Origin of the sequence: Flavobacterium nitrogenifigens, assembly GCF_003254565.1 — a bacterium.
In the GTDB taxonomy this organism is placed as follows: Bacteria; Bacteroidota; Bacteroidia; order Flavobacteriales; family Flavobacteriaceae; genus Flavobacterium; species Flavobacterium nitrogenifigens.
This window is the reverse complement of the sequence record NZ_QJRI01000170.1, coordinates 102,162-125,898: the sequence shown is the minus strand read 5'-3', so window position 1 is coordinate 125,898 and position 23,737 is coordinate 102,162. Positions and strand designations below refer to the sequence as shown.

Here is a 23,737-nt window from a genome sequence, read left to right as displayed (position 1 = left end):
CTTTGTCCCTGAGAAAGGCTGCCCGCCCTTTTAGTGTCTGCTCCGCCGGAAAAAAGCCGGAATAGGTCCGGCTTTAAATTTCTTTGGCTGTCTTTGCCTTTTTCTTCATACGAGCCTTGATCTGGCATAGATTTCGGTTCATAAGCCGTAAAATCTGCTGATGATGTTTTGATGCATTATTTTTCAATCCCCTGCACTGGATGATTTCCATATATTTAAGAGATAGCTCAATAGTTTCAACAGAGCAGTTATCCACTTTAGCCGATAGTATAAGGGAATTTTTTTTCTTGTAGTACTCGTTGGTAAACACGCAGTGGCTGAGGTTGTCGCCCTCTTCCATAAATTCCTGCACATTTTCGATTACCGAGACGGTAAGGCTTTTATCAGTAAAACTAAGTCCGAAAAATTCCTTTTTCTCCTCGGCATAAACACTCTGCGCCTGAAGTATTTCCGAGCGCATCTGAGTGAGGTATTTTTTGCGCTGAATAGCCCTTTTCTTGAGTACGAGCCTGTCGTGGGATTCGGTCAGGTTTTCAGGACAGACATACAGCGGACAGCTGAGGTCTTTATTGAACCATCTTAAAAGGCTAATATAATCCTCCCAAATCCTGTAGTCGGAAATAACATATCCATGCTTAAGGCAGGTTTTTACCGCCTGCCAGTTCTGTTTGAGATGCTGTTCACTAGAAGTCAGATAATATCTCAGCATGCAAATCTGAGATGATTTCAAGAGCGTTTCAGCAAGTGAATCTTTCAGCAGGGCAGAAAAAAGTATCTGCGGTGCGATATTGTGAAAAGCGGTCTTGAATCCGTTTCTTTTTAGAGAGCTGATAACTTTCAGTTTCGGATAAACCCTGTAAGGGGATATTCGGTACTTTGGCGAGTTCTGAAAATCCTTTGGTCTTATTTCAAGGGGAGAATAATATTTCCACTGGTCGTACGCCTGAGAAAACACGTTACAGCTCAGCGACATGGTGCGCACTTCTCCTTTAGGATTAATCCAATGCTGCATGACCTCTTTGTGAAAATAGGTCGGCGCAAAACCTTTCTTCATCTGCTTGTGGGAGCAGATGATGCGAACGACCTGAAAATCTGATGCGGTATCCAAAAAAGCCGAGTATTCAATTTCCTTGAAATGCGTTTTGTTATAAGGCTGCATCTTAAGCTTTCCACGGCAAGCCGAGCATTTGATATAGTCCTGGCATTCGGGGGTACTGCACTCGGGCTTCCAAGCGTGACAGCAGTCCAAACAATGGAATTTTCCACGAGAGAGAACACCCCATTTAAGGAAAATATTATTTTCCGCCCAAGCGGTCATATCAGCAGATATAGGTGCGAGGGATGCGCTCAGCGCTGTAATCTGTTTTTCGATGATGGTTTTTGGTGTCATAGTTCAAAAAGCGTTAGGGTTGTCTGTGCCTGTCTGGCGGTCCTCTGCAAGGGAATGTCTTTTGCAGGAAAGGGTGCATCGGAAATTATTTGTTCGGCTTTTTCTGCAATAGGGGCGGGAGGAGAGAACAAATCAGCCTCTTTAGGCTGATTTGTAGTTACCGTGCATTTGATTTCGGGGATATTTCCGATAGTGTCGTCGGTGTAGTATGTTAGCGCCATATCGAAAATCTCGCTGTCGTCAAAGGCGCATTCGCCCGTTTTCTTTACTTCTGAGATGATGTATTTAAGGCAGTTCTCAAGATTCTTTGAAGCCTTTTCGAGCATAGGCGCAAAAGCGGAATCCGACTGGGATTTCCCTTTCAAGAAATCCTCTATCCTTTTTTTGAATTTTTCTGAACCTTTCATAAGGAATGTTTTAGGATTATCGGCTATTTCTCAAAAGAGCTTCTGTAGATGTCAAAACAGTATTCCTCGAAGCATAACCAGCACATAAAAGTGTAATGGGGCAGGCGGTGGCGGTTTTTCACCGCTTCGCCGAGGGAATCCTCGATTTCTTCTCGGATATTTTCCAAATCATCAAGATGTCTGATATAGAAATTTTTGCAGTCTGCGTGATAGATGAAATCTCCTATCATTCCGCTGATGCATCCCACTCTCTGCAAATCCTCCAAAAAGGATTTGAGTTGTTCTTTTTTAGTGCCGTCATAAGAACCTAAATCTGAGAGAATGATTTTATTAAATACCCTGCTTACAGGATATTCGGTGTATATTGATTTTGAAAAGGCGTACATAACTATTATTTTTTTAGGCTTATACATTTAAATTCCGACCTTAGAAAGGCAGGTCGTCGGGGTCTCTTTCATCCTGTTTTGAAACTGCATTATTTTGCTTAGGCGCTGAGGGATTATCGCTGACAAACGCAATAATCTTGATGTTAGAGGTGTGAAAGGTCAGGCTTCCATGCGCCAGCGAATCATTTCCGATGTAGACATTCAGACCGATTCGTCCGAACAGCTCCACGGCAGTTCCTTTTTTAAGATACTGCGCCACGCCTGTCGAAAGCCAGTAGGAACAGTCAATATAGGTCACTATTTTTTTAACCTCGGTACTGTTTTTAGGTTTGTAGCTGTCGTTTACGGCGATCGAGAAATTAACCACCTGTCTTTCTGCGTTTACTTTTGCCACTACGGCATCTTTTGTAAGTCTTCCAATGATTTCCATGATTTTAAAATTTAAGTGAGTAAAATTTTCAAGTCTCTTTCTCCCTCTCCCAAAGAATATTTTCAAAAGAAAAAACGGGAAAAAAGAAAGCAAGAATCAAGTGGACCGCTTGAGGATGCGGAGTGCTATAAGTCCCGAAGGGCGGCGGAGGGAAACGGAGCCGTTATGCGCATGCAGCGTCCGGGGGGCACTATCTTGGCTGCCCTTTTAACCCGTTTCGAATGAAAATAATTTTAAACCTGATTTTAAATGGACAAACAAATGATTTTAAAGCCTTCCAAACACGATTTGTCCATATAATAATTTCCTTGGGCGAAACCAAATGAAGAAAATTTGAAGACGTGCTAATTCAGGTAAAAATACTTAGGCGTTAATTCGCCTTAATCAATATTTTTGGAAACTTACTATTAAAACATCAATTACGGTTTTACGTAATGTGACTTGAAGGAAAATATTGATATTTGCTAATTCGACCGGCGCTGTAGTTTATACCGCTAATTAAAATAGAGATAGATGAATATTAACTTGTAAATATATGCACATATCAAAGATTCACATAGAAAATTTCAAGAGTTTCAAAGGCGAATTCAATCTGCTGCTTGAAAATGGCACCAACATAATTGTTGGAGACAATGAAGCCGGTAAATCAACAATTATTGAAGCAATCCACTTGGCTTTGACTGGATTGATGAATGGCAGGTATTTAAGTGCTGAACTAACGCAGTATATTTTTAATCATCAGGCTGTTGAAGAATATCTTTCTGATCTTCAAAAAGGTGTAGGCTGTGCTCCTCCGCATATACTAATTGAAATCTACTTAGAGGGTGATAGTCTGGATCTGTTTGAAGGAGATATGAATAGTGAAAAATCTAATTCTAAGGGGTTTTTTCTGAAAATTTCTTTCGATGAAAAGTATAAAAGAGAGTACGAAGAATTAATTAAAATAGGAGGGGTTAAATCTCTGCCGATTGAGTATTACAGCATTCTATGGTCAAGTTTTGCCCGCGATGAGAATATAACGGTAAGAACAATTCCAGTTAAATCGGCATTAATTGACTCGTCAAGCAGCAAATTTCAAAATGGATCGGACATTTATATATCGAGAATAATTAAAGAGTTTCTCGAGTCAAATGAAATTGTTGAAATATCCCAGTCTCATCGAAAAATGAAGGATTTTTTTAATTCAGATGAACCTATAAAGAAAATAAATAAAAAGATTTTAGAAGCTTCAAAAATATCACATAAGAAAGTGGAAATATCTGTCGAATTATCTTCTAAAAATGCATGGGAAAGCAGTTTAATGACATATTTGGACGATATTCCTTTTCATTTTATCGGGAAGGGGGAACAGTGCATCATTAAGACCAAGTTAGCATTAAGCCATAAAAAGGCAAAGGAAGCAAGCATAATTTTGCTTGAAGAGCCTGAAAACCATCTGTCGCATTCAAACTTAAACCAATTAATTTCAGATATCAAAGATGGGGGAGAAAATAAGCAGATACTAGTTTCCACGCACAGCAGTTTTGTTTCCAATAAACTGGGATTAGAGAATTTAATATTTTTAAATAATAAAAAGACAATCAAACTGAAGGATCTCTCAGCAGATACAGAATTGTTTTTTGAAAAGCTTGCAGGATATGACACCCTGCGACTGATACTTTGTAAAAAAGCCATATTAGTTGAAGGAGATTCAGATGAATTAGTGGTGCAGAAAGCATTTATGAATGAAAATGGAGGTCTGCTGCCGATTGAAAAAGGAATAGATGTGATTTCAGTCGGCACATCATTTCTAAGATTTCTTGAGATAGCCGAGAAGCTTGACAAAGAAGTCAGGGTTGTAACAGATAACGATGGTGACGTAGAGGCTTTGGGAGAAAAATATAAAGACTATCTCGGAGAGAATGCAAAAGAGAACATAAAAATCTGTTTTGATACGGAGGTAGATACCGGTTCACTAAAAATTGGCACCAAAGATTTCAATTATAATACACTGGAGCCAAAGTTTTTAAAAGCGAATGGACTTAATGCATTAAATAAACTTTTTGGAAAGTCCTTTACAGACGTTAATGAAATGCACAGACATATGCGAGCCAATAAAACGGATTGTGCATTAAAAATTTTTGACACCGCTCGGTCCATAAAATTTCCGGGATATATTTTAGAATCAATCAGGTAAAAAATGGAAAACAATAAACTAATAATTGCCGCGGCCGGTTCAGGAAAAACGACGTATTTGATTGAAGAAGCAATAAAGACCTCTGAAAAAAAGGTTTTAATTACAACTTATACCCAGGCAAATGAAGCGGAAATCAGAAAAAAAATTATTGAGAAACTAAATTATATTCCCGATAATATTACGGTGCAAACATGGTTTTCATTTCTTTTGCAGCATGGTGTGCGTCCCTTTCAAGGTGCTGTTTTTGAAAAACGAATCAATGGACTTATTTTAGTTAATAAAAAATCAGCAATGTATGTTGCTAAAAGTGATGTTGAAAATTATTACTTTACAAAAGATGTAAAAATTTATTCAGATAAGATATCTGAATTTGTGTGTACTTCTAACAGTATAGGCCGGCAGGCAGTTATAAAACGAATATCAAAAATATTTCCAAAGATATTTATTGATGAGGTCCAGGACCTTGCAGGTTATGATCTCGAAATTCTAAAATTGCTTTTTAGTTCTGATACCGAAGTAATTCTAGTTGGAGATCCCAGACAGGCAACATATTCGACCAACAGTTCTGCAAAACATGCAAGATATAAAAAAGCCAATATTGTAAATTACTTCTTCGAGGATAAATCCATCAAAATTGAAAGTGATCAGACCTCGCTGCAAGTTAATTACAGATGTAATGATTTAATCTGCAGTTTATCTAATAAGCTATATAGTAAACTTTCAACGGTAAAAAGCGGGAATGACAGCATAACAGGTCATGACGGGATCTTTTTTGTCAGAGAAAAAGATTTAGAAAATTACTTAAAACGTTATAGTCCCCTTCAATTGAGAGACAGCAGACGGCAGAAAGTAAATGATAAATATCCGGTTATGAATTTTGGAGAATCCAAAGGGCTTTCCTTTGATAGGGTTTTAATTTATCCCACCAAGCCATATATACAATGGTTCTTAGACAGTAACAGTGAACTGGCCGATACCAGCCGCTCTAAATTATATGTTGCCATTACGCGTGCACGATACAGTGTCGCCGTAGTTTACAACTTTAATAGCAGCACTGCCGCAGCTGATATAATTAACTATGATCTGGAAAAATAAAAAGAGCATATAAACTAGAAAGCTAAACAATCTAGTACTCAATACTAATTATAAGAATATAAAATGATTTTTAGAATCTTAGATACCTGGGGAGAATTTAATCCCGAAACAAAAAATGAGGTATGTCTTGTATGGGACAACTGGAACGACTACAGTTTCTATACTTTATTTGGAATTTTTTATGTTGATGATGCATCACAAAAACACGATATAGGCGTGTTGAAAATTGGCTTTAAAGGCCAAGAAGAACGGGACAGGGTTTATGATATTGGAGATGTCTTTGAATATGTTGGGGACAATTATTTTTCTGTTGGAAATTCAGAGGAATATTATGAGCAGCTCAATAAACTTGGTGATGAATTGCGGAATTTAATTCTAGACCGATTAAATGATATTGCTAAAAAGCCAGATGTTTTCAACATGGTAAAAGATGAGAAGGTTTTCGAAGTATCTTTTCTCAGAGATCTTCATCCTAATACTATAACAGGGCAGTTCAGAAGAATGGCCAAAGGCGGCGCCAGATTGACACCATACAGTTTTAGGTTTATAACCGAAGAAAGAGCAATGACCGAGTCTTTGGATTTTTTATTTGATGTAATACCAGAATCGATGCCTCCAACAAACATACACGTTTTAATTGGACGCAATGGTGCGGGTAAAACGACCCTGATCGATAATATGATACATTCGCTTTTGGTTCCATCAGATTTTCTTTCTATACCTGGTACATTTCATTTTAATCAAATCAACAAGTATGATCTTGAGGAGAATTCATTTGCAAACTTGATTTCAGTTTCTTTTAGTGTTTTTGATGAATTGGATATTCCTGAAAATCTAGATTTTATTAATGGTATGAAATATTCATACATTGGTCTGCGAGAAATTAATGAATTTCATTCCGGTATTGATATCAAAGATTTAGGTATTCTCTCGGAAGAATTTTTTGAGAGCATAAAAGTATGTAGATCAAGAAGACTGATCCCAAGACTTATCGAAGCGATTGAAACCTTAGAGTCAGATCCAAATTTTCAGAGGGAAGGATTCGCTGATATGATCCTGAATGAAGATTTACAGGCTAAGAAGGAGATCATAATTACAGCTTTTAGAAGACTTAGTTCTGGACATAAAATAATACTGCTAACAATTACAAAGCTAGTTGAAAAGCTGCAGGAGAAAAGTCTTGTTTTAATGGATGAGCCAGAAGCCCATCTACATCCGCCGCTTTTGTCGGCATTCATACGTGCCGTATCGGATCTGCTTATTAAAACAAATGGGGTGGCTATTATTTCTACACATTCACCCGTAATTCTGCAAGAAGTTCCAAGAAGCTGTGTATGGAAAATAAGAAGAAGCGGAAATGTGATGGTTTCTGACCGCTTAACCAGAGAATCATTTGGAGAGAATGTCGGTGTTTTGACTAATGATGTATTTGGCCTGGAAGTTACAAATTCGGGTTTTTATAAGATGATGACAGATATAGTTGAAAACAATGATTATAGTTATGAACAGGTATTAGAATTATTCGGCAATCAGCTTGGAGCTGAGGCAAAATCGATTCTAATGGCTTTAATTGCAAATAAAAAATAAGTGCGTAAAATAAATAAACCAATAATAACGGCAGCCGTTGTGTTTCCTGTCTGTGTCAGTACAGTAGGAAATGCAGCATTTAGAGCTAGACTTACTGCCTGCCAGGCATTAATAAATGCAGCTGAGGATGAATTTGATAATAAAATTACTAAAGGACAGATCCACACAATTGCAATTGAGACGTTAATTAATGGAAATGTGACAAATAAGGAATTGAAAAAATTGTATACAGGCCAAATGGTCGCCAAACCGCAAGGACGTGTGTACTACGACAAACTTATTTCATCCGCACCTAATGGGTTATGTCCCTTATGTTCTCATGGAGAAGCCACTACATTAGATCATTATCTTCCAAAAACCAAGTTTCCAAGACTTTCGGTAGTGCCTGTCAATTTAGTTCCTTCATGCAAAGACTGCAATACCGGCAAATTAGCAGATTGCCCGAGTGGTCCAAATGATGAAACCCTGCATCCTTATTATGATGACATTGAAAATGTAAAATGGCTAATTGCTGACGTAAATAGAACAACGCCACTCACATTAACATATAGGGTTTCTCCTCATTCAACATGGAGCGCTTTGCTTTCAGCGAGAGTAGCTTCACACTTAGACTGTTTTAATTTAAATATTTTATATGCATCCCAAGCAGCAAGACGATTATCAGGGATGAAGTACAATTTAGAAAGGATTTTTTCTAGTACTGAAGGCACTCCAGGTGTTAAAAGGTATCTGGAAGCGGAGGCCGTTTCAAATGAACAGGTTAACCTTAATTCATGGGAGAGTGTAATGTATAGAACCCTATCGGAAGATGATTGGTTTTGTTCTGGAGGTTTTCGTTCCATTGCAAGTTAGCAAGAATGTTTAGCAGAAAGGATCTCAAAAAGCATTGCTTTCACAAATTTCAGCAATAAATTTCAAGACTCTAAGAGATTATTTAAAACGTCAAATTGGACATTAAGGGAACACAATATTTTAGTTGACTACAATTGAAAAATTAGCTATTTTTATATATCCATTAAACATCAGACTCTATGGACATTGATTATCAAGACCGTAACATCTTTGAAACAGATTATATATTCCGAATCCAGACCTTTGAACAGTATCTCGAGAATCCGATGTCCTCTCAGGAGCATTATGCAAATTATAAAGCGGGACTGGTGCCCAATATCTTTTACGGGACTAATATGGCTGAGGTTCTGCTGCTGTTTAGAAGTGAATTTGATGCAGTAAAAGCAGGTCTTGACAGATATGAAGAGGACAATAACAATGATTTTCCGATGCTCAAATCCTATGTGAATACCGAAAGGGAGCTGCGCAGAATATTGGATGAAGACCAGCTTCGGGATTACACGACGCTGCTGGAACGGTCATTTGACAATCAAAAGCTGGATGCAAAAGCTGCGGCAGTGAGCCGCTTTTTCCTTTCAACGCCGATATTGAACAGCTATATATTCCAGATAGAGAAGATATTTGGAAAAGGCATACTTGACTGATTTATTATTTTGCAGGAGTTAGTTCATGACCTTAAATTTCCACGGACCTCTAAAACCAGAAGATTATATTTTACATCCAACCGGCTTAAAAATTTGAATAGTGAACAGCCAGCTGCGGGAAATGGTCGGTCGCCACTAAGCTGCTAATATTCCAGATGGTTTAAAATAAACCCTTCCAGTTCCTTGTCGATGAGCGGGTCACGCTCCGCAGAAGTCAGTATTTTGCTGTAAAGGACTATAAAATTGTCGGCAAGAAATTCTTCCATTGCATCGAGGCACTTTAAAAATGTAGGCTGCGAGGCGGCCCAGAGATATTTGCTGTTGTCGGCAATATCGGTCAGCACTGCCTGATACATATCCGGCAGTCCCGAGGTAAGAAAGTAGGCTGTGGTCATAATTAAATTTTTTATTTATTAAAATGCATTTTTATCTGTTTGAATTTCAAAAGACGGAAATTCAAAAAAAGATGCTCTGGGCTTTTGCCACCGCTTTTTTCATATCAATTCCTTTTTTTAGCGATCCTTTGAAAATGTCGCCTTCAGACCTCATGCGGGCGATGGAATTCTCGATGGTGAAATCTTTCATGGCCAGTCCCTTTTTAACCTCTTCCCAGTGCAGGGGCATGGATACCGTGGCTCCCGGTTTAGGACGAAGCGAATAGGGGCATGCAATGGTTGCACCCGAACGGTTCTGAAGAAAATCAAGGTACATCTTTCCGCTGCGGTTTTTAATCTGGCGTTCCAGGCTTGTGAAATCCGGAAGCTGTGAATGAACGATCGATACGATCATTTTGCCGAACATTTGCGACTGGTCGTAGCTGTATTTGCCTCCCAGCGGGATATAAATATGAATTCCCGTTGACCCAGATGTCTTCACATAGCCCGTGATTTCCAGCGCATCGAGTACATTTTTCACCTCGCAGGCAGCTCGGATGACCTGTTCGAAAGTATTCTGGTCCGGATCAAGGTCAATGACGCAGTAATCAGGATTGTCGGGATGCTGCACGCGGCTGAACCACGGGTTCATTTCAATGCAGCCGAGCGATGCCATATACAAAAGTGTCTTTTCATCGTCCCCGACAAGGAATTCCTTGCTTTCCCCGTCACTTGTGGTGTAGGGAAAAGTATCTGCCCATTCGGGAGCTTTTCCTTTGACATCTTTCTGGTAGAAACTTTTGCCGTGGATACCGCCGGGAAAGCGGTTCAGCGACAAAGGACGGTCTTTGAGATAGGGCAGGATGAATTCTGCGGCCTGATAATAATAGTTGAACATGTCACGTTTGGTGAAACCGTCCTCTGGCCAATAGATTTTGCTTAAGTTGGAAAAGGTGAGATTATGGCCTTTAATTTTCTTGGTCTGCGTTTCCTCTGACGGATTCAGCAGAGTGCCGCGCGCGGATTTCCCTGGCGCCGTAAGAGGCGAGGAGACGGACTTCTTCCCGCTGGTTTTAGCATCTTTAACGATGGATGAAGCCGAGTCTTCTTTTTCAAGTACGACATCACCTGCTTTTTTATCGGTTCGCATGCCTTCAAAAGAAGGGTGGCGGAAAACCCCGTCAGAGGTGATTTCTGCAAAGCTGACCTCGCAGACCAAAACGGGCTTGAGCCAGACTGCCTGGGCATGCGGAGGGTTGGGACGGAAACGTGACGGCTTGTTTATATCCGGCTCTGATGCGAAGGGAATTGTTTTGGTTACAAGCGGTTTGAACTGGTCCATCATTTCACGCTGCATTTTATCGGTAAATCCGGTCCCGACTTTGCCCATATAGACCAGCTGCCCATTTTGATAAACACCCAGGAGGAGCGAACTGAAAAGCTTGGAAGAAGAATCATTTTTGGTATATCCTGCAATAACGACTTCCTGTCTTTTGTTTGCCTTGATTTTAAGCCACTGTTTGTTTCGGCTGTCAGGGCTGTAGAGGGAATCTTTCCTTTTGGCCATAATGCCTTCAAGCCCCATTTTTGAGGCAGTCTCAAAGAAGTCTATCCCGCCGCTGAAAGGCTGGCTCAGGCGGATCCTGTCGTCACCATGTGGGAGTATCTGTTTTAGTATAAGCTGGCGCTTGGAGAGTTCCAGATCCATAATGTTTATTCCGTTGTACCACAGAATATCAAAAACGTAAAAAACCAGGTGTCCGTCCGCTTCGCTGCGCCAGTTCTGAAGCGCGCTGAAATCTGCTTTTCCGTCCTCCTGGATTACCAAAATTTCCCCATCCAGTACAGCATTGTTTTTCCAGTGCTGTAATGCGTTTGTGACTGGATAATATTTGTCGGTAAAAGGTTTATTGTTGCGGGAGGAAAGTGAAACCTCTCCCTTATTGATATAGGCGATCGAGCGGTATCCATCCCATTTTACTTCATAAATCCAAAGGGGATCATCGAAGGGCTCATTTACCAGTGTGGCCAGCATGGGCTTTATACCTGCGGGCATTGCAGCGGGCGTGCCGGCCTGCAGAAGTGCTTTCAGCTCCTGACTGCCATTTGAAATTTTTTTCTTTGCCATTTTCATTGTTTTGAATAATAAATAAAATGTGAAGCCAGCTGCGATATTTAACGCTGCCGTTGCATTGGAAGCAAAAGACAAAAAATCCCCGTTGCATATGTGGCATATGACGGGGATTTGTATAAAGTACAGGCTTGTGCTATTTCGAGCGCAGCAACTGCGCAACAGCATCGGCAGAATTTCCTGCCTGGTCAACTGCTCTCTGCAGTTCTTCCCTGCTGACATTGAATTTTTCTGTCCAGTAGGCTACCTCGTGATCCTCGTTCATATTAATGCGTGACCGGTCCTGCTGTCCTTTTTTGTTTAAATCGTCGCTCATGGCCATTTGATTTTAGATTAATAATTTATTACATTACCTGTCAGGTATTTGTGTTTCTGCCCGAACCTGCATCTGATGGATTACCGCTGTTTTTTTCATTGCGCTTAGGGCTGGTGCCGTCCTGGTCGCTTTCATCAATATCGCCCCAGTCCCCTGTGTTTTCATTCTGATTTTCGCCTTCATTCTCCTGCGCGCTGAGCATTTGGTGGTATGGGCACTTCTGCAGTTCTTCAGCACTGAAATTATTTCTATTTTCCATGATGTTAGTATTTTATAATTAATCATCTTAAAATTAAGCAGATAAGGTGCAATGTGCTTACAGGACTATTTTAAGATGTTATTTAATTATCATGCGCCGGAATAATAACATCACTAATAAAAAGAACGCCATTGGATTTTAAAATTAAATGGCTTAACGATTTTTTAGAAAATCTGTTTAATAATTTGTAAATTAGAGTGTTGAACAAAAAAAAAACAATCTCATGGAACAGCATACTATTGTTTTATCGGCAGCGAAAACTGTACTGCCCGAAAGTATTTCAAGTGATTTTGTTGCTGCACTTATCAACCGTGGGCTGACGCAGGTTGAATATTTTGGACGGGAAATCGACAATCACTGTGATATCATAAGCGACGATATGGAAGCGGTCAGTCGCGGTCTTACTTTTATCGACATCCATTTCGATACGGAACATCCAATTGGATATGAAGGGCTGGACGAATTGCAGGTGGAAGCGCTTGCTTTGAATATGCTTAAAGAATGCCGTGCTGAAATCCGAAAAGACGAAAAAGACATTACTATATACCTATAAGATGGCAGGGAGAAGAGGTAGGAAAATTATCTAAATGATTAAATTTTTGAGGCAGAGCTTTTATTATTTTCGGATAAAGATACAGAATAGGAGCCCGCGAATTAAAAGCGGCATTATCTGATCAGCGAGCGGAGATATTTTACGCCTTTACACAGCCACCGCTGCATCAGATATTTGTGATCGCATTCACCCACAGGATCAATATACGTTACCGAGACCTGCTCTATATAATCATCAATCAATGTTCCGGCTTCGCTATATATCTGCTCTCTTTTAGTCCTGCTGATTGTTTCAATTTCTTCCCCGCTCAGTATCACTCCATTTTGGGCAGCTGAACTGCTGATTATTTCTTTTATAAACTGATTTTCACTTTCTATGCACCGGGTTATATGATCGCCGTATTCCTGCTCGGGATCGAAAAAATCATCCGGGTCATTGTACTGGACAAATTCAGTTTTCGAGTACAGCTCTTTTTTAAACCGCTCATTGATTTCCTGATTGCTTACCCCTTTGAAATAATCTATATCGTGCTGCATATATGCTTAATTTGATTCCAATGCAATTATTTTGGCCTCATAAGGATAGGCAAATTCAGAGACAGCCACTGAATGGTCAAGCCAGGATGCTTCGTCATTTTTGTTCAGAAGGATCGGCATCCTTTTTTTATAGTTATGCACATACTGCATTACCTCGTTTGCTTCTGTAGTAAGCATGGTGTAGGTATTGAACTGCTGACCGGTCGAGGGTTCCGTCCATGTATTGTAAAGGCCAGCAAAAGTAAAGATTTCCTCGTCCTGCGAATTGATCTGGTACTTCTGTTTGGATTTTCCCTTCTCATCATGCCAGCGCCACTCGTAATAAGCAGTTGCAATTATCAGGCAGCGTTTCTCGGTGCTGTCTTTAAAGGAAGCTTTCTCATCAATAGTCTCAATCCTTGCGTTGAGCGTGTTTTTTCGAAAGTCTTTATCTTTCGCCCATGAGGGAAGAAATCCCCAAGTATAGTTTGTGGTGACAAGATCCGGCCTGATATCCAGTATCACGGGCAGGTTGGGATAGGCAAAACCATTTATAAAATCTGTCTGCAGGAAAGTTTCCTCGTTATCAATCTCGATATGAAATCTTTTTTTTACCTGGTCTATCGTTGACATCTGCTGGGTATAATAACACATAAGATATAATTTAGTTCTGTAAAATATTCGGTTGTCAATAGGCCACTTCTGAATGTTATGCTTCTGCGCCTTTTCATCAAATTTAAGAAAATATAAGTTAAAGCGCTATATTGCAGCAGGCTGTAAATGTTATAAAGTATCATGTCTTCATTTTATGTCTTGGCAGATTGATTTCATGCTCCTGAGGATAGGGCAGTCTTTCGGTCGTGCTGACATCTTCACGGATAAGCTCCTGTGTCCTGTACTGGTCTTTCGAATCCATATAGCGGGGATCGGGAATAAACGGCATTTTTGCCATTTTATGAATGGTAATGGTTGGAAAATGGTAATCAATTTCCACTATCCCAAGCAGCAGGTAACAGCCTCCGCCTTTAAATGGGTACTGCGCAAGCGAGTCAGGAAAATGAGCCGTGTCAAAATATGCCCCCTCATTATCGATCCAGGTGCCGAAATACATATTGCCTTTTTTTGTAGGGACCTGTTTGGTGGAAATCAAATAGGCGAGCATCCGAACCTGTTTTTTATGGCAGGACGGAAGGTCGCGTACTTTTACATCCCCGCGGTGTTTTGTCTGGAGCAGATCAAAGACCGTACAGGAAACAGGGAAGCTCAGAAGCTCGATTTCATCAAATGCATCTTCAAATAAAGACCTTTCAAGTGTAGGGAGGTGATATTCTTTTACCGGTTCCTGCAGCAGCATCGGTGTCCTGTTCTCCGGCTTGAAATTATTTAAAAGCAGGCTTGCAATTACCAGCAGCTGGTTTTTGGTTTTTCCGGTAAAGCGGAATGCACCGATGAAAATAAGGATTTTGATGCTTTCTATTCCCATTGGGATGCGGTTAATAAAGTCTTCCAGGGAGATAAAATCCCCGTTTCGAGTGCGTTCTGATTCTATAAACTTCGCCATTTTAGAGTCCAGGCTCATCAGGTGCATAAAACCAAGATATACATCATTTCCATAAAGGGTGGTCTCAAAAGTACTTTTGTTAACGCATGGATTATGGATTACCGCCCCTGCCATCCTTGCCTCATGCACATATATTTCCAGCCTGTAAAAACCTCCCTGATTATTGATTACCGCCACCATGAATTCTATAGGGTAGTGGACCTTTAAGTAAAGGCTCTGGTAGCTTTCAACCGCATAGGAAGCAGAGTGCGCCTTACAGAAGGAGTAACCGGCAAAGGATTCTATCTGGCGGTATATTTCCTCGCTGAGCTGGCGCGGATGTCCTTTCTTTTCACAGCAGGCAAAGAAATTCTCTTTCACTTTCTGCAGTGCAGCTTTAGATCTCCCTTTTCCTGACATAGCACGGCGGAGAATGTCGCCGTCTGCAGCGGGAAGCCCGCCGTAATGAAGGGCAATTTTAATGACATCCTCCTGATAAACCATTATGCCGTAGGTCTCCCCAAGCTGCTGCTGAAACACCGGGTGGAAGTATTCAAATTTTGACGGATGATTATGGCGGAATATGTATTCCTTCATCATACCGGATTGTGCCACGCCGGGACGAATTATAGAGGAGGCAGCAACAAGAGTTTTATAGTTGTCGCATTTTAATCTTCTGAGCAGTCCGCGCATGGCAGGGCTCTCAATGTAGAAACAGCCAATTGTTTTTCCCTGTGCCAGATAGGAATTAGCGGCAGCTTCATTTTTTGATAATGAAGTATCACGGATGTTGATACGTATCCCCCTGTTTTTTTCGATCAGTTTTACGCTCTCATCGATATGTCCGATGCCGCGCTGGCTCAAAATGTCAAATTTTTCAAAGCCGATATCTTCTGCCACATGCATATCAAAGAGCGCAATTGGAAATCCCTTTGGAGGCATTTCAAGGGGCGTGTAATTAGTGATAGGCTCCTCAGAAATCAAAATCCCGCAGGAATGCATGCTTCTCTGGTTGGGATATTTCTCAAGCATCATACCGTATTCCTGCACGAATTTTACAATTGAATTTGACTCATGGAATTTCATCGGATTTTTAGCAAGCATATCGAGTTCCTCTTTAGGAAGGCCGAATACTTTTCCGACTTCCCTGAAAATAGAACGGTATTTGAATTCGACATTGGTGCCGCAAAAGGCCACATGTTCATAAGTATAACGGTTAAAGATATATTCCAGAATAACATCGCGTTCCTTCCAGCTCCAGTCGATATCAAAATCGGGCGGGCTTTTGCGGTTTTCATTTAAAAAACGTTCAAAATATAAATCCAGTTCCAAAGGACAGATATCTGTTATGCCCAGACAGTAGGCCACAATGCTGTTGGCGCCGCTTCCCCTGCCGATATGCAGGAAACCCTGGCTGTTGCTGAAACGGATGATATCCCAGGTGATAAGAAAGTAGCCGCTGAATTCCAGCTGGCCGATTACCTTGAGTTCCTTTTCCATTCTCTCCCTTGCCCGTATGTTTTCTGCTCCGTAGCGCCATACAAGCCCCTGCCTTGCCAGAGAGGCCAGAAGGTCTATATCGCTTTTTCTGCTGTTGGTATAATATTTTTTATTTTTGGGTGTTTGGAAATCATAGCTGAAATTGCAGGCATCAATAATTTTCTGCGTGTTTTGGGTGATCTGCGGATATTCTTTATAAAATTCCATAAGCTCAAAAAGAGGCATCATCTTATCGGAAGTGCTGCAGGAATCCCCGGGTTCAAGTCGGGAGAGAATTACATTGCGGTCGATAGCACGCAGTATGCGGTGCAGATTGTATTCCTTTTTAGTGCGGAAAGTGACAGGCTGGAGGATAACCATATCTACGGTGCGCTTTCTCCACTGGGAGAGCACCAGCTTCTGCAGCTGGTCGGGACGAATACCGATGTACTCATTTTGGCGCAGCTCATCAGGTGCATTCTCCAAGGGATAGATTACGAAAACATCCGAAAAAAAAGGCGCAATTTCGGGAAGCGGTTTCTTTTCAAAATTATGTGCAGTCAAAAATCGGTTCATCTGGGCGAGCCCGGTGGCGTTTTGGGCAAGCCCGATATAGCGGAGCTGAAATTCCGAGCGGAATTCCATCCCTACAATAGGTTTGATGCCTGCATGGCCGCAATGCTTAATAAAATCATAAATACCAGTTACCGTATTAATATCGGTAAGTGCCATAGCGGTGACCCCGCAGGCTGCAGCCTGAGGCACGAGCTCGTCCAGCGGTATGGTTCCATAACGCAGGGAGTGAAAAGAGTGGCAGTTGAGATACATGGCTTCTCAGGGTTTGCGTTTTAAGATTTCATTTTTATTATTGGGTTTAAAGGATGCTCCGGCGCATCGCATTACCGAATCAAAACCGTAGCGGCTTTTCATGCGGTCCATAGCCTGGTATAGGGCAAGCATTTCTTCTGTATCCTGAAAAAGATCTATCTGATAGGTGCCCCTGACCAGTCCGCTGAAACGTATACCAATAAGGCGCAGACGCATTCGGCGCTGGTAGAGTTTATCAAAGAGTTCCTGAACCGTCTTAGTCAGAATGTGATCCGCGGAAGTATATTGCACCCGGCACTGTTTGGTTTCGGTATCAAAGTTGGCATACCTGATTTTAACCGTGACCGTTGAAGTCAGCCACTGCTCGGAACGCAGCTGAAAAGCAAGTTTTTCAACCATTCCCAAAAGCACCCTGTTCAGTTTAGGAATGTCAATGGTATCCTGGGAGAAAGTATGTTCAGTGGAAATGGATTTCCGCTCCGTGTAAGGTTCAACGGGATTGTTGTCAATGCCGTTGGCCTTTTTCCAGAGTTCAATTCCGTTTTTTCCGATCATCTGCATCAGCACATCAGCGGGCATTTCTGCAAGTGTGCGGATGGTGCGGATCCCAATCCTTGACAGTAGCTGAAAGGTCTGTTCGCCGACCATCGGGATTTTGCGGATCGAAAGCGGATTTAAAAAAGACTGCACCAGATGTTCCGGGATTTCAAGGTTCTGTTTCTGCTTTCCTTCACCTGTCCCTATTTTGGATACCGTTTTGTTTATTGAAAGTGCAAAGGTGAGGGGTAGTCCTGTTTCTTTTGTGATACGCTGCGCCAGCTCATTGGTCCATTTGTAGCTGCCGTAAAATTTGTCCATTCCGGTGATGTCGAGATAAAATTCGTCAATACTAGCCTTTTCTACTACGGGCGCTTTTTCCTGGATTATCTCAGTAATGTCGTGGGAAAGCCTGGAATACAATTCCATGTCGCCTTTCATGATTTTGGCCTGCGGGCACAATTTCATGGCCATGTGAATGGGCATGGCGGACCGCACGCCGAATTTTCTGGCCTCGTAGGAACACGAAGCCACAACCCCTCTTTCTCCACCGCCTATGATCAGCGGAATACCGTTAAGTTCAGAATTGGTGAGTCTTTCGCAGGAAACGAAAAACGTGTTCATGTCGATGTGTACAATTGCCCTTGTCATAATTTCTACCCGTTTATACAGATCAAAATTAGTAACAGATAATAACATTTTTAAAATATATAATGTTATAAATAGTAACAAAATTCTAAAATCCTTATTTTGCAGGGGATTTGAAAAGCATTTTTTTACAGCCAAAAATGTTTATTCAGAATTTACGCATCGTCAATTAAATGAGATTTTTTTTGAAAAGATTGAAGTCAGTATATGTTTATAAGGAGTGAAAATTCCGCAGTTAAATTCACTTATCCTTTTGTCATATTTATGTTAAATATAAAATTAATGACTATCTTGTAAGTAATTTACGTATATTTGTAATCTATCAATTGCTCCACGGATATAATTCGATTGTTTATCGATTTTCAAGTGCTTGTATATTTATAAAAAGCTTTTGCAGATTTTTAGATTCTAGTCTTCTGTAACTGCATAAATTTCTAAGCTATGTTACAACAAAAGAATTCTCATAAGATTATTTTTCACGCAGATGATGATGAGGACGACAGAATGCTCTTTATGGATGCGGTCACTGAGCTCAATCTGCCCATTAAAGTGCAACAATCCGAAGACGGGCAGAAGCTTTTAGACTGCCTGTACAGTCCCCAGTTAGAAATTCCAGAAATTGTATTTCTTGATATTAATATGCCCGGTAAAAGCGGTTTTGAATGTCTTGAAGAAATACGAAATGCAGAAGATCCTTTGAAACATATGAAAATAATTATGCTTTCAACAAGCAGCAATATTGAAAATGTTGAGCTCTCTTTTGAATTAGGAGCCGATTTTTACGCCGTTAAGCCCAGTACATTTCATGGACTTAAAAGTCTTCTTGCAGAAATCCTCACATTGGAGTGGAATGCCTCCTGGAATAAAAAGCAGTTTTTCCTTACTTGAAATAAAAATAAATTTAGAATTCAAAAAAAGCCGTGCATCATAATTGCAGGGCTTTTTTTTTGAGTAAAATACTTATAGCTTATGACGGTGATTCAGTTTGTGCAGGAGCTTTTTCAGCAGACTGTCCGGCGGCAGCTTCTTCTGTTTTCTGCACGGCATCCTGCTGGGCTGTTTTTTTCATAAGGATATAAAAGTCTCTCAGATGCCACCATGCCGGGCACATGTCAAGCGGCCCATTAAAGGTGCGTATTCCTGTGTAACAGCTTTTTAGGAAAAGCTGCGAGTCTGTAATTTTGGCCCATGGCTTCCAATCAACCTCCAAAGGCGGGGGACTGCTTTCAAAGTATCGTTTAATTTCTTCCGGATTCATAAGGCAAAATTAATTTAAAATCATTTTTTGAGCAAAGTTTCAGCAATAGAAGAACATGATACTTTAAAAAATTGCTTTGCTGCTAAAAAGTAATTTTTGAATTAATTGATGTAAATTTATATGGACTATAAAATCTCTTAACATTTAAAATTTTTATGAATTATGTACGACCTTAACCGATTCATTGAAGCCCAGAATAAAACGTATGATGATGCGCTTAAAGAAATCCAGAATGGTAAGAAACAGTCACATTGGATGTGGTTTATATTTCCGCAGATAAAAGGGCTGGGTTTTACGGATTACAATATATTTTATGGTATTGAGAACCTTCATGAAGCACAGCAGTATTACGATCATCCCGTGCTGGGAAAAAGGCTTATTGAGATTACAAATGCACTGCTAGAGATCGATAACAAAAGCGCACTTGCAATTATGGGAAGACCGGACGAAAGAAAACTGAGATCCTGTATGACTTTATTCAGCCTTCTGCCCAATGCATCTCCCTGTTTTTTACATGTGCTTAAGAAATACTATGATGGAGAAAGGGATGATAGAACTATTGAAATCCTTGGACTTCAATAAAAAAAAACTTCTTCCGACAGTCCAGATATTTAAAAAGGAAATCAAAATACTACGTGTAAGCTGTTTAATTTTTCTTCTTAATAATGAGATGTTTCAGATGGCGGCTCTCGGAAATACGGTTCATTTCAGATTCAGAAAGTTCATGGATTTCCTCTCGGATCTGGGTATAATTCCTGTTCACCTGTGCATTGTCCAGATTACGGATTGGTTCAATTTCCTTGTAGTTGTCCATTTCCTGCCTAAGAGCATTATGGTCGTTTAAAACCTCGCAGTGGAATGTCTTAAGCTCAATTTTACAGTCCGGATTATCGGCGGTCATACCTACAAATTCACCTGAACTTAATGATGCTATTTTTGAGGCCGGGACTGCGGATTCCAATTGTCTGGAACGGCTTATCGAAGTCTCGGAACTATTGATGGAAAGACTTTCACGTTCCTGCATTATTTTTCCAAAACGCTCGGAGAGCTGTTTTGCGGTATCTCCTGTCACCTGTCCTGATATAATATTTCCGGTGATATTCATGATCACATCTGCCTGTTCACGGCCGTAATCTTTTTTAAGCTGGCTCAGGTCCTGTATGCCCAGGGTCGTGCTTACTTTATTGCTTCGTGCGGTGGCAATAAGGCTGTCGATATTGTTTAGATAGACGGTGGGAAACTCATCAAAAATAAGACTGCTTTTTAGTTTGTCTTTTCTATTGGCAAGCTTTACAAGCCTGCTGATATAGAGTGAAAGTACCGCTCCGTACGTCTGTATTTTCTGCGGATTATTTCCCATGCACACAATTTTTGGAGCATCAGGATTGTTAATGTCCAGGGTAAAATCATTTCCGGAAAGCACATAATAGAGCTGGGGAGAAGAAAGTCTTGCCATTGAAATTTTTGCTGATGCAATCTGGCCCTCCAGCTGCTCGGAGGCATTATTTAAAAACGCACTGACAAATGGATTGATCAGCACCTCAATCTCCTTTTCCGAGCGCAGCAGTGTGAATAGAATCTTATAATTGAGCTGCATAAGTTCGATGACATGCGGCAGGGTACAGAACTCTCCATCGTTGAATTTTCTGAGATACCAGATCACCGCCGTCAGGAAATTTATTGGTGACTCCACAAAGAAATCACCCTGTTTTCTAATCCATTCACGGTTTAATCCAAGCAAGATGGTACGGGCTGATTCTGCTGCATCGGTTATGTCGGTCATAGAGGAAGGGTCTAGGGGATTGCACCTATGGGTGCGGGAGAGGTCATCAAAATTAATGACATAAAACTCTGGTACAACCTTGTATAAATGTCTGTGCTTTAGATAAGCATTATATACAATTCTGGTCAGGTCATCAAACTTAAAATCATAGACAAACATGCTGAATCCTTTTGCTATATGCTGGGTAATAATATGACGGATCACGAAATATGATTTTCCGGATCCAGGCGAACCGCAGACCAGGACGCCCCTGAAAGGGTTTATGATGTTGATCCAGCTTTTTCGAATCTTGTCACGAAGGTAATACTGCGCCGGAAGATTAATAGAATATTCATTTTCAAGGAGTCTTTCTTCCTGCGGAAAGGTTTCATTTTCTTTATTGAATATGTCACGGCTGTTCAGGCTTCTGCTGACAATCCTTGTCAGTAAGGTACCAGCTGTAATTATTAAAAGCAGACCAGAGCTGGTTGTTAAAACATAAATCAGAAAAACGATTTCTACATTGCAGCCAGTCTGGAAAATAAACCAGCCTGCAAAATAAAAAAACAGTCCGGCAAGCAGAAAAAGCACCGCTTTTTTTAATTTTAATTTTTCATTTTTCCTTCCTTTTGCACCGAGAAGTGAAATCAAAACAAAGAGCAGCGCCAGCAGTTTTGATTTGTGGAAATAACTAAATAAACCTGCCCTGGAGATATTCGCAAGAATCCTGTCGCTGAATTGCGAGACCAGACCGAGCTGTTTGAAAACAAAGTAGCCGTAGTAATAAAAATGGATTGCCAGAAGCATGATGCTAATCAGGCGGGTCATATCTAAAATTTTTCTCAGTGCCTGTTCATTTTCCCCTGTGTTCATAACTGTAAAATTTAAATGATTAATTATTGGAGAGTCCTTTTCTTTTTCTGTTTTTCCTTTTTCTCTTGAATTCTTTTGGAATATGTCCAGAGTAAAATTCCTTTTCGAACAGGGTGTGTATAACCTCATTCAGGCCGGCTGTCGGAATTTTTTTCATCTCCAGAATTTCCTTTATATCCAATAGTGCCTTCAGCTGTGGAGAGGAAGCCTTATTTTTTATTTCACTATCGGGATCGCTGCATTTTTTTGAGATGGCAGCGGCAGAAAATTCCTTTCCTAGCTCACTTCCGTTACAGATCTGTTTGGTAACATGATCAACATAGGTCAGCCCAAACAAGCTGCCGTCTGAAGAGATCCTTTTTACCATGGAAATCCCAATCTTGTCAAGCTCTTCTGAAAGCTGCGGCAGGGAAGGGCGATCATGCTCAAATATATTCCTTATGGAATTTTTTATCCGGAGCCCCGGACGCTGATTTTTAAGTCTGTTCTGCTCAAATTTTATCTCCAGAAATTTAAGCGTAGGGCTGCTGTAGAAATCACTTGCTTTAATGGGAACTCCGGTATGATTTCCTTCCTTGTCCAGTATGCGGTAGACCAGCCCTCCAGCTTTGAATGTTCTTGAATTTTCAGAGCCCCTGTCGGCGCAGACATTATAAAGATTCAGAACGGCATTGAGCTGGGGAAGACTTCTATACTGATAGTTGCTTAGTACAAAATCAAGCACCTTCGAGACCGCCTTTTTTGACTGTATTTTTCCATAGTGTACAGCAGTTGTTTCAATTGGTTTTATTCCATAACTGATTTCCTTAATCCTTCCCTGTGCTTTTACCAGGTTAAAATCATTTTCTATTTTGATACGCACTGCCTGAGACTGGTTGCGTCCGATATTTTGCATGTCAATCCTTTTTCCGTCCGGTTTCACCTTTACCGAAATGATATGAATGTGGGGATGCGCCGCATCAAAGTGCTGGTAGACTAAATAAGGCTGCTGGCCAAAACCGATTCCAGACATATAACTTCGGGCAATATCAATCAGTTTTTCAGCATCCAGGTCAGTTTCAGACGGATGAAAATTAAGTGAAATATGCACGCTTCCCCTCTTGACGTTTTCGTTTAATTCAAGCTGTGAGAGCAGATGGTTTATTTTAAATGAGACGTTCATTTTGTCATGATCGGCAGGATAGTTTTCAGCTCCGATACACAGGGCACCATTCTGTGAAACTTTGTTTTCATTGTAATGAAAAATGCGACGGATCGATGTTCCCGTTTTAATTACAGCGACCATTTGGCAACGAGTTTCAGCATACTATTTTTTATGTTTTCCATAGCTTCAAACAGTTTTTCTCTGTCATGCTGAGAGGATAAAATCCAGTTTTTAAATTCAGAAATCTGCCCAAGGGAATGCAGTTTTTTTACTGCCTGGTTGTAATTATTTCCAATGGCATTGAGCTCAGTTCTAAGCCTGCTGATTTCTAATAACAGTTCATCAACGGATGTATTTCTGTATTTTAAAACGATAGGTTTTCCAAGCATGTTCTTACGGGCATAATCGCTCAGTTTTGGACACAGCGATTTTTCAAATCCGATTTTTAAAATTTTCATTTCGTCTGGCGTCAAGCGCAGGTGGATCCATTTGGTACGTCCAGTGTTTTTCTCTTTCATTTTGCATCATTTTCATTTTTAACCCATTTCAAAAC

Annotated in this window: 24 protein-coding genes; 8 read left to right on the top strand and 16 right to left on the bottom strand. The window is 40.5% G+C overall.

Features of this window, described 5'->3' with window-relative positions:
- Positions 1–73: 73 nt before the first annotated feature.
- From DM397_RS08145 to DM397_RS08130, 4 genes are read right to left on the bottom strand one after another with little or no spacing between them, the layout of a single operon-like run.
- Positions 74–1,390: a PcfJ domain-containing protein gene (locus DM397_RS08145; RefSeq protein ID WP_111377055.1), complete on the bottom strand. Its 1,317-nt coding sequence runs from the start codon at positions 1,388–1,390 to the stop codon at positions 74–76.
- Positions 1,387–1,797, bottom strand: coding sequence for a Cas9 inhibitor AcrIIA9 family protein (locus DM397_RS08140; protein WP_111377054.1), 411 nt, complete (start codon positions 1,795–1,797; stop codon positions 1,387–1,389). Before DM397_RS08140 ends, DM397_RS08145 begins: the two co-directional genes overlap by 4 nt.
- Before the next feature lie 23 nt (positions 1,798–1,820).
- Positions 1,821–2,183: a DUF7222 domain-containing protein gene (locus DM397_RS08135; RefSeq protein WP_111377053.1), complete on the bottom strand. Its 363-nt coding sequence runs from the start codon at positions 2,181–2,183 to the stop codon at positions 1,821–1,823.
- A 40-nt stretch (positions 2,184–2,223) separates the two neighbouring features.
- Complete coding sequence (locus DM397_RS08130; protein ID WP_111377052.1) at positions 2,224–2,613, bottom strand: single-stranded DNA-binding protein; 390 nt, start codon at positions 2,611–2,613, stop codon at positions 2,224–2,226.
- A 535-nt stretch (positions 2,614–3,148) separates the two neighbouring features.
- Here DM397_RS08130 and DM397_RS08120 point away from each other — a divergent pair.
- The 5 genes from DM397_RS08120 to DM397_RS08100 all read left to right on the top strand — a co-directional run bounded on the left by DM397_RS08120 (position 3,149) and on the right by DM397_RS08100 (position 8,967).
- On the top strand, positions 3,149–4,789 hold the full coding sequence (locus DM397_RS08120; protein ID WP_111377050.1) for an ATP-dependent nuclease: 1,641 nt from the start codon (positions 3,149–3,151) through the stop codon (positions 4,787–4,789).
- A gap of 3 nt (positions 4,790–4,792) precedes the next feature.
- Positions 4,793–5,884 carry a UvrD-helicase domain-containing protein gene (locus DM397_RS08115; RefSeq protein WP_111377049.1) on the top strand — a complete coding sequence of 364 codons (1,092 nt, stop codon included), beginning with the start codon at positions 4,793–4,795 and terminating at the stop codon, positions 5,882–5,884.
- A gap of 63 nt (positions 5,885–5,947) precedes the next feature.
- Positions 5,948–7,471, top strand: coding sequence for an AAA family ATPase (locus DM397_RS08110; protein ID WP_111377048.1), 1,524 nt, complete (start codon positions 5,948–5,950; stop codon positions 7,469–7,471).
- The gene (locus tag DM397_RS08105; protein WP_111377047.1) at positions 7,472–8,323 is read left to right on the top strand and encodes an HNH endonuclease family protein; all 852 of its coding nucleotides are present in this window, start codon (positions 7,472–7,474) and stop codon (positions 8,321–8,323) included.
- Positions 8,324–8,502: 179 nt separating this feature from the next.
- The gene (locus DM397_RS08100; RefSeq protein ID WP_111377046.1) at positions 8,503–8,967 is read left to right on the top strand and encodes a hypothetical protein; all 465 of its coding nucleotides are present in this window, start codon (positions 8,503–8,505) and stop codon (positions 8,965–8,967) included.
- A 143-nt stretch (positions 8,968–9,110) separates the two neighbouring features.
- Here DM397_RS08100 and DM397_RS08095 read toward each other — a convergent pair whose 3' ends face one another.
- From DM397_RS08095 to DM397_RS08080, 4 genes are all read right to left on the bottom strand, one after another.
- Positions 9,111–9,362 carry a hypothetical protein gene (locus DM397_RS08095; protein WP_111377045.1) on the bottom strand — a complete coding sequence of 84 codons (252 nt, stop codon included), beginning with the start codon at positions 9,360–9,362 and terminating at the stop codon, positions 9,111–9,113.
- 61 nt (positions 9,363–9,423) lie between these two features.
- Positions 9,424–11,469, bottom strand: coding sequence for a DNA ligase D (ligD, locus tag DM397_RS08090; RefSeq protein ID WP_239457819.1), 2,046 nt, complete (start codon positions 11,467–11,469; stop codon positions 9,424–9,426).
- 139 nt (positions 11,470–11,608) lie between these two features.
- A complete protein-coding gene (locus DM397_RS08085; RefSeq protein WP_111377095.1) occupies positions 11,609–11,788 on the bottom strand; it encodes a DUF3606 domain-containing protein in 180 nt (59 codons plus the stop codon).
- Between the two features lie 40 nt (positions 11,789–11,828).
- Positions 11,829–12,047, bottom strand: coding sequence for a hypothetical protein (locus DM397_RS08080; RefSeq protein WP_111377043.1), 219 nt, complete (start codon positions 12,045–12,047; stop codon positions 11,829–11,831).
- Positions 12,048–12,270: 223 nt separating this feature from the next.
- Between DM397_RS08080 and DM397_RS08075 the strand changes: the two genes are divergently transcribed.
- On the top strand, positions 12,271–12,600 hold the full coding sequence (locus tag DM397_RS08075) for a hypothetical protein (RefSeq protein ID WP_111377042.1): 330 nt from the start codon (positions 12,271–12,273) through the stop codon (positions 12,598–12,600).
- Positions 12,601–12,713: 113 nt separating this feature from the next.
- Here the strand turns inward: DM397_RS08075 and DM397_RS08070 are convergent, their stop codons facing one another.
- The 4 genes from DM397_RS08070 to dinB form a co-directional block, all read right to left on the bottom strand.
- Positions 12,714–13,136, bottom strand: coding sequence for a hypothetical protein (locus DM397_RS08070; protein ID WP_111377041.1), 423 nt, complete (start codon positions 13,134–13,136; stop codon positions 12,714–12,716).
- Between the two features lie 6 nt (positions 13,137–13,142).
- Positions 13,143–13,769 carry an SOS response-associated peptidase gene (locus DM397_RS08065; RefSeq protein WP_111377040.1) on the bottom strand — a complete coding sequence of 209 codons (627 nt, stop codon included), beginning with the start codon at positions 13,767–13,769 and terminating at the stop codon, positions 13,143–13,145.
- A 139-nt stretch (positions 13,770–13,908) separates the two neighbouring features.
- A complete protein-coding gene (locus DM397_RS08060; protein ID WP_111377039.1) occupies positions 13,909–16,962 on the bottom strand; it encodes a DNA polymerase III subunit alpha in 3,054 nt (1,017 codons plus the stop codon).
- Positions 16,963–16,968: 6 nt separating this feature from the next.
- Positions 16,969–18,150 (bottom strand): DNA polymerase IV, encoded by a 1,182-nt coding sequence (gene dinB, locus DM397_RS08055; protein WP_111377094.1) that lies wholly within the window; start codon positions 18,148–18,150, stop codon positions 16,969–16,971.
- Between the two features lie 438 nt (positions 18,151–18,588).
- Here dinB and DM397_RS08050 point away from each other — a divergent pair, with 438 nt between their 5' ends.
- Entirely contained in the window at positions 18,589–19,035 is a 447-nt protein-coding gene (locus DM397_RS08050; RefSeq protein WP_111377038.1) for a response regulator, read from the top strand.
- Between the two features lie 79 nt (positions 19,036–19,114).
- Here the strand turns inward: DM397_RS08050 and DM397_RS08045 are convergent, their stop codons facing one another.
- Positions 19,115–19,405 carry a DUF6965 family protein gene (locus DM397_RS08045; protein WP_111377037.1) on the bottom strand — a complete coding sequence of 97 codons (291 nt, stop codon included), beginning with the start codon at positions 19,403–19,405 and terminating at the stop codon, positions 19,115–19,117.
- 162 nt (positions 19,406–19,567) lie between these two features.
- Between DM397_RS08045 and DM397_RS08040 the strand changes: the two genes are divergently transcribed.
- Positions 19,568–19,987 (top strand): DUF1810 domain-containing protein, encoded by a 420-nt coding sequence (locus DM397_RS08040; RefSeq protein WP_111377036.1) that lies wholly within the window; start codon positions 19,568–19,570, stop codon positions 19,985–19,987.
- Between the two features lie 64 nt (positions 19,988–20,051).
- Here DM397_RS08040 and mobC read toward each other — a convergent pair whose 3' ends face one another.
- From mobC to DM397_RS08025, 3 genes are read right to left on the bottom strand one after another with little or no spacing between them, the layout of a single operon-like run.
- Complete coding sequence (gene mobC / locus DM397_RS08035; RefSeq protein WP_111377035.1) at positions 20,052–22,040, bottom strand: conjugal transfer protein MobC; 1,989 nt, start codon at positions 22,038–22,040, stop codon at positions 20,052–20,054.
- 19 nt (positions 22,041–22,059) lie between these two features.
- Entirely contained in the window at positions 22,060–23,325 is a 1,266-nt protein-coding gene (locus DM397_RS08030; protein WP_111377034.1) for a relaxase/mobilization nuclease domain-containing protein, read from the bottom strand.
- Positions 23,313–23,702 carry a plasmid mobilization protein gene (locus DM397_RS08025; protein ID WP_111377033.1) on the bottom strand — a complete coding sequence of 130 codons (390 nt, stop codon included), beginning with the start codon at positions 23,700–23,702 and terminating at the stop codon, positions 23,313–23,315. The genes DM397_RS08030 and DM397_RS08025 overlap by 13 nt, the downstream gene beginning before the upstream one ends.
- Positions 23,703–23,737: the final 35 nt, after the last annotated feature.

Bases quoted from the DNA above. Each gene is read 5' to 3' on its own strand.
- DM397_RS08085 (WP_111377095.1), bottom strand. From the start codon at position 11,788: ATGAGCGACGATTTAAACAAAAAAGGACAGCAGGACCGGTCACGCATT.
- DM397_RS08100 (WP_111377046.1), top strand. From the start codon at position 8,503: ATGGACATTGATTATCAAGACCGTAACATCTTTGAAACAGATTATATA.
- mobC (WP_111377035.1), bottom strand. From the start codon at position 22,040: ATGAACACAGGGGAAAATGAACAGGCACTGAGAAAAATTTTAGATATG.
- DM397_RS08140 (WP_111377054.1), bottom strand. From the start codon at position 1,797: ATGAAAGGTTCAGAAAAATTCAAAAAAAGGATAGAGGATTTCTTGAAA.
- DM397_RS08130 (WP_111377052.1), bottom strand. From the start codon at position 2,613: ATGGAAATCATTGGAAGACTTACAAAAGATGCCGTAGTGGCAAAAGTA.
- DM397_RS08065 (WP_111377040.1), bottom strand. From the start codon at position 13,769: ATGTGTTATTATACCCAGCAGATGTCAACGATAGACCAGGTAAAAAAA.
- DM397_RS08115 (WP_111377049.1), top strand. From the start codon at position 4,793: ATGGAAAACAATAAACTAATAATTGCCGCGGCCGGTTCAGGAAAAACG.
- DM397_RS08030 (WP_111377034.1), bottom strand. From the start codon at position 23,325: ATGGTCGCTGTAATTAAAACGGGAACATCGATCCGTCGCATTTTTCAT.
- DM397_RS08135 (WP_111377053.1), bottom strand. From the start codon at position 2,183: ATGTACGCCTTTTCAAAATCAATATACACCGAATATCCTGTAAGCAGG.
- DM397_RS08060 (WP_111377039.1), bottom strand. From the start codon at position 16,962: ATGTATCTCAACTGCCACTCTTTTCACTCCCTGCGTTATGGAACCATA.
- DM397_RS08095 (WP_111377045.1), bottom strand. From the start codon at position 9,362: ATGACCACAGCCTACTTTCTTACCTCGGGACTGCCGGATATGTATCAG.
- DM397_RS08045 (WP_111377037.1), bottom strand. From the start codon at position 19,405: ATGAATCCGGAAGAAATTAAACGATACTTTGAAAGCAGTCCCCCGCCT.
- DM397_RS08070 (WP_111377041.1), bottom strand. From the start codon at position 13,136: ATGCAGCACGATATAGATTATTTCAAAGGGGTAAGCAATCAGGAAATC.
- DM397_RS08040 (WP_111377036.1), top strand. From the start codon at position 19,568: ATGTACGACCTTAACCGATTCATTGAAGCCCAGAATAAAACGTATGAT.
- DM397_RS08080 (WP_111377043.1), bottom strand. From the start codon at position 12,047: ATGGAAAATAGAAATAATTTCAGTGCTGAAGAACTGCAGAAGTGCCCA.
- DM397_RS08120 (WP_111377050.1), top strand. From the start codon at position 3,149: ATGCACATATCAAAGATTCACATAGAAAATTTCAAGAGTTTCAAAGGC.
- DM397_RS08050 (WP_111377038.1), top strand. From the start codon at position 18,589: ATGTTACAACAAAAGAATTCTCATAAGATTATTTTTCACGCAGATGAT.
- DM397_RS08025 (WP_111377033.1), bottom strand. From the start codon at position 23,702: ATGAAAGAGAAAAACACTGGACGTACCAAATGGATCCACCTGCGCTTG.
- ligD (WP_239457819.1), bottom strand. From the start codon at position 11,469: ATGGCAAAGAAAAAAATTTCAAATGGCAGTCAGGAGCTGAAAGCACTT.
- DM397_RS08145 (WP_111377055.1), bottom strand. From the start codon at position 1,390: ATGACACCAAAAACCATCATCGAAAAACAGATTACAGCGCTGAGCGCA.
- DM397_RS08075 (WP_111377042.1), top strand. From the start codon at position 12,271: ATGGAACAGCATACTATTGTTTTATCGGCAGCGAAAACTGTACTGCCC.
- DM397_RS08110 (WP_111377048.1), top strand. From the start codon at position 5,948: ATGATTTTTAGAATCTTAGATACCTGGGGAGAATTTAATCCCGAAACA.
- dinB (WP_111377094.1), bottom strand. From the start codon at position 18,150: ATGACAAGGGCAATTGTACACATCGACATGAACACGTTTTTCGTTTCC.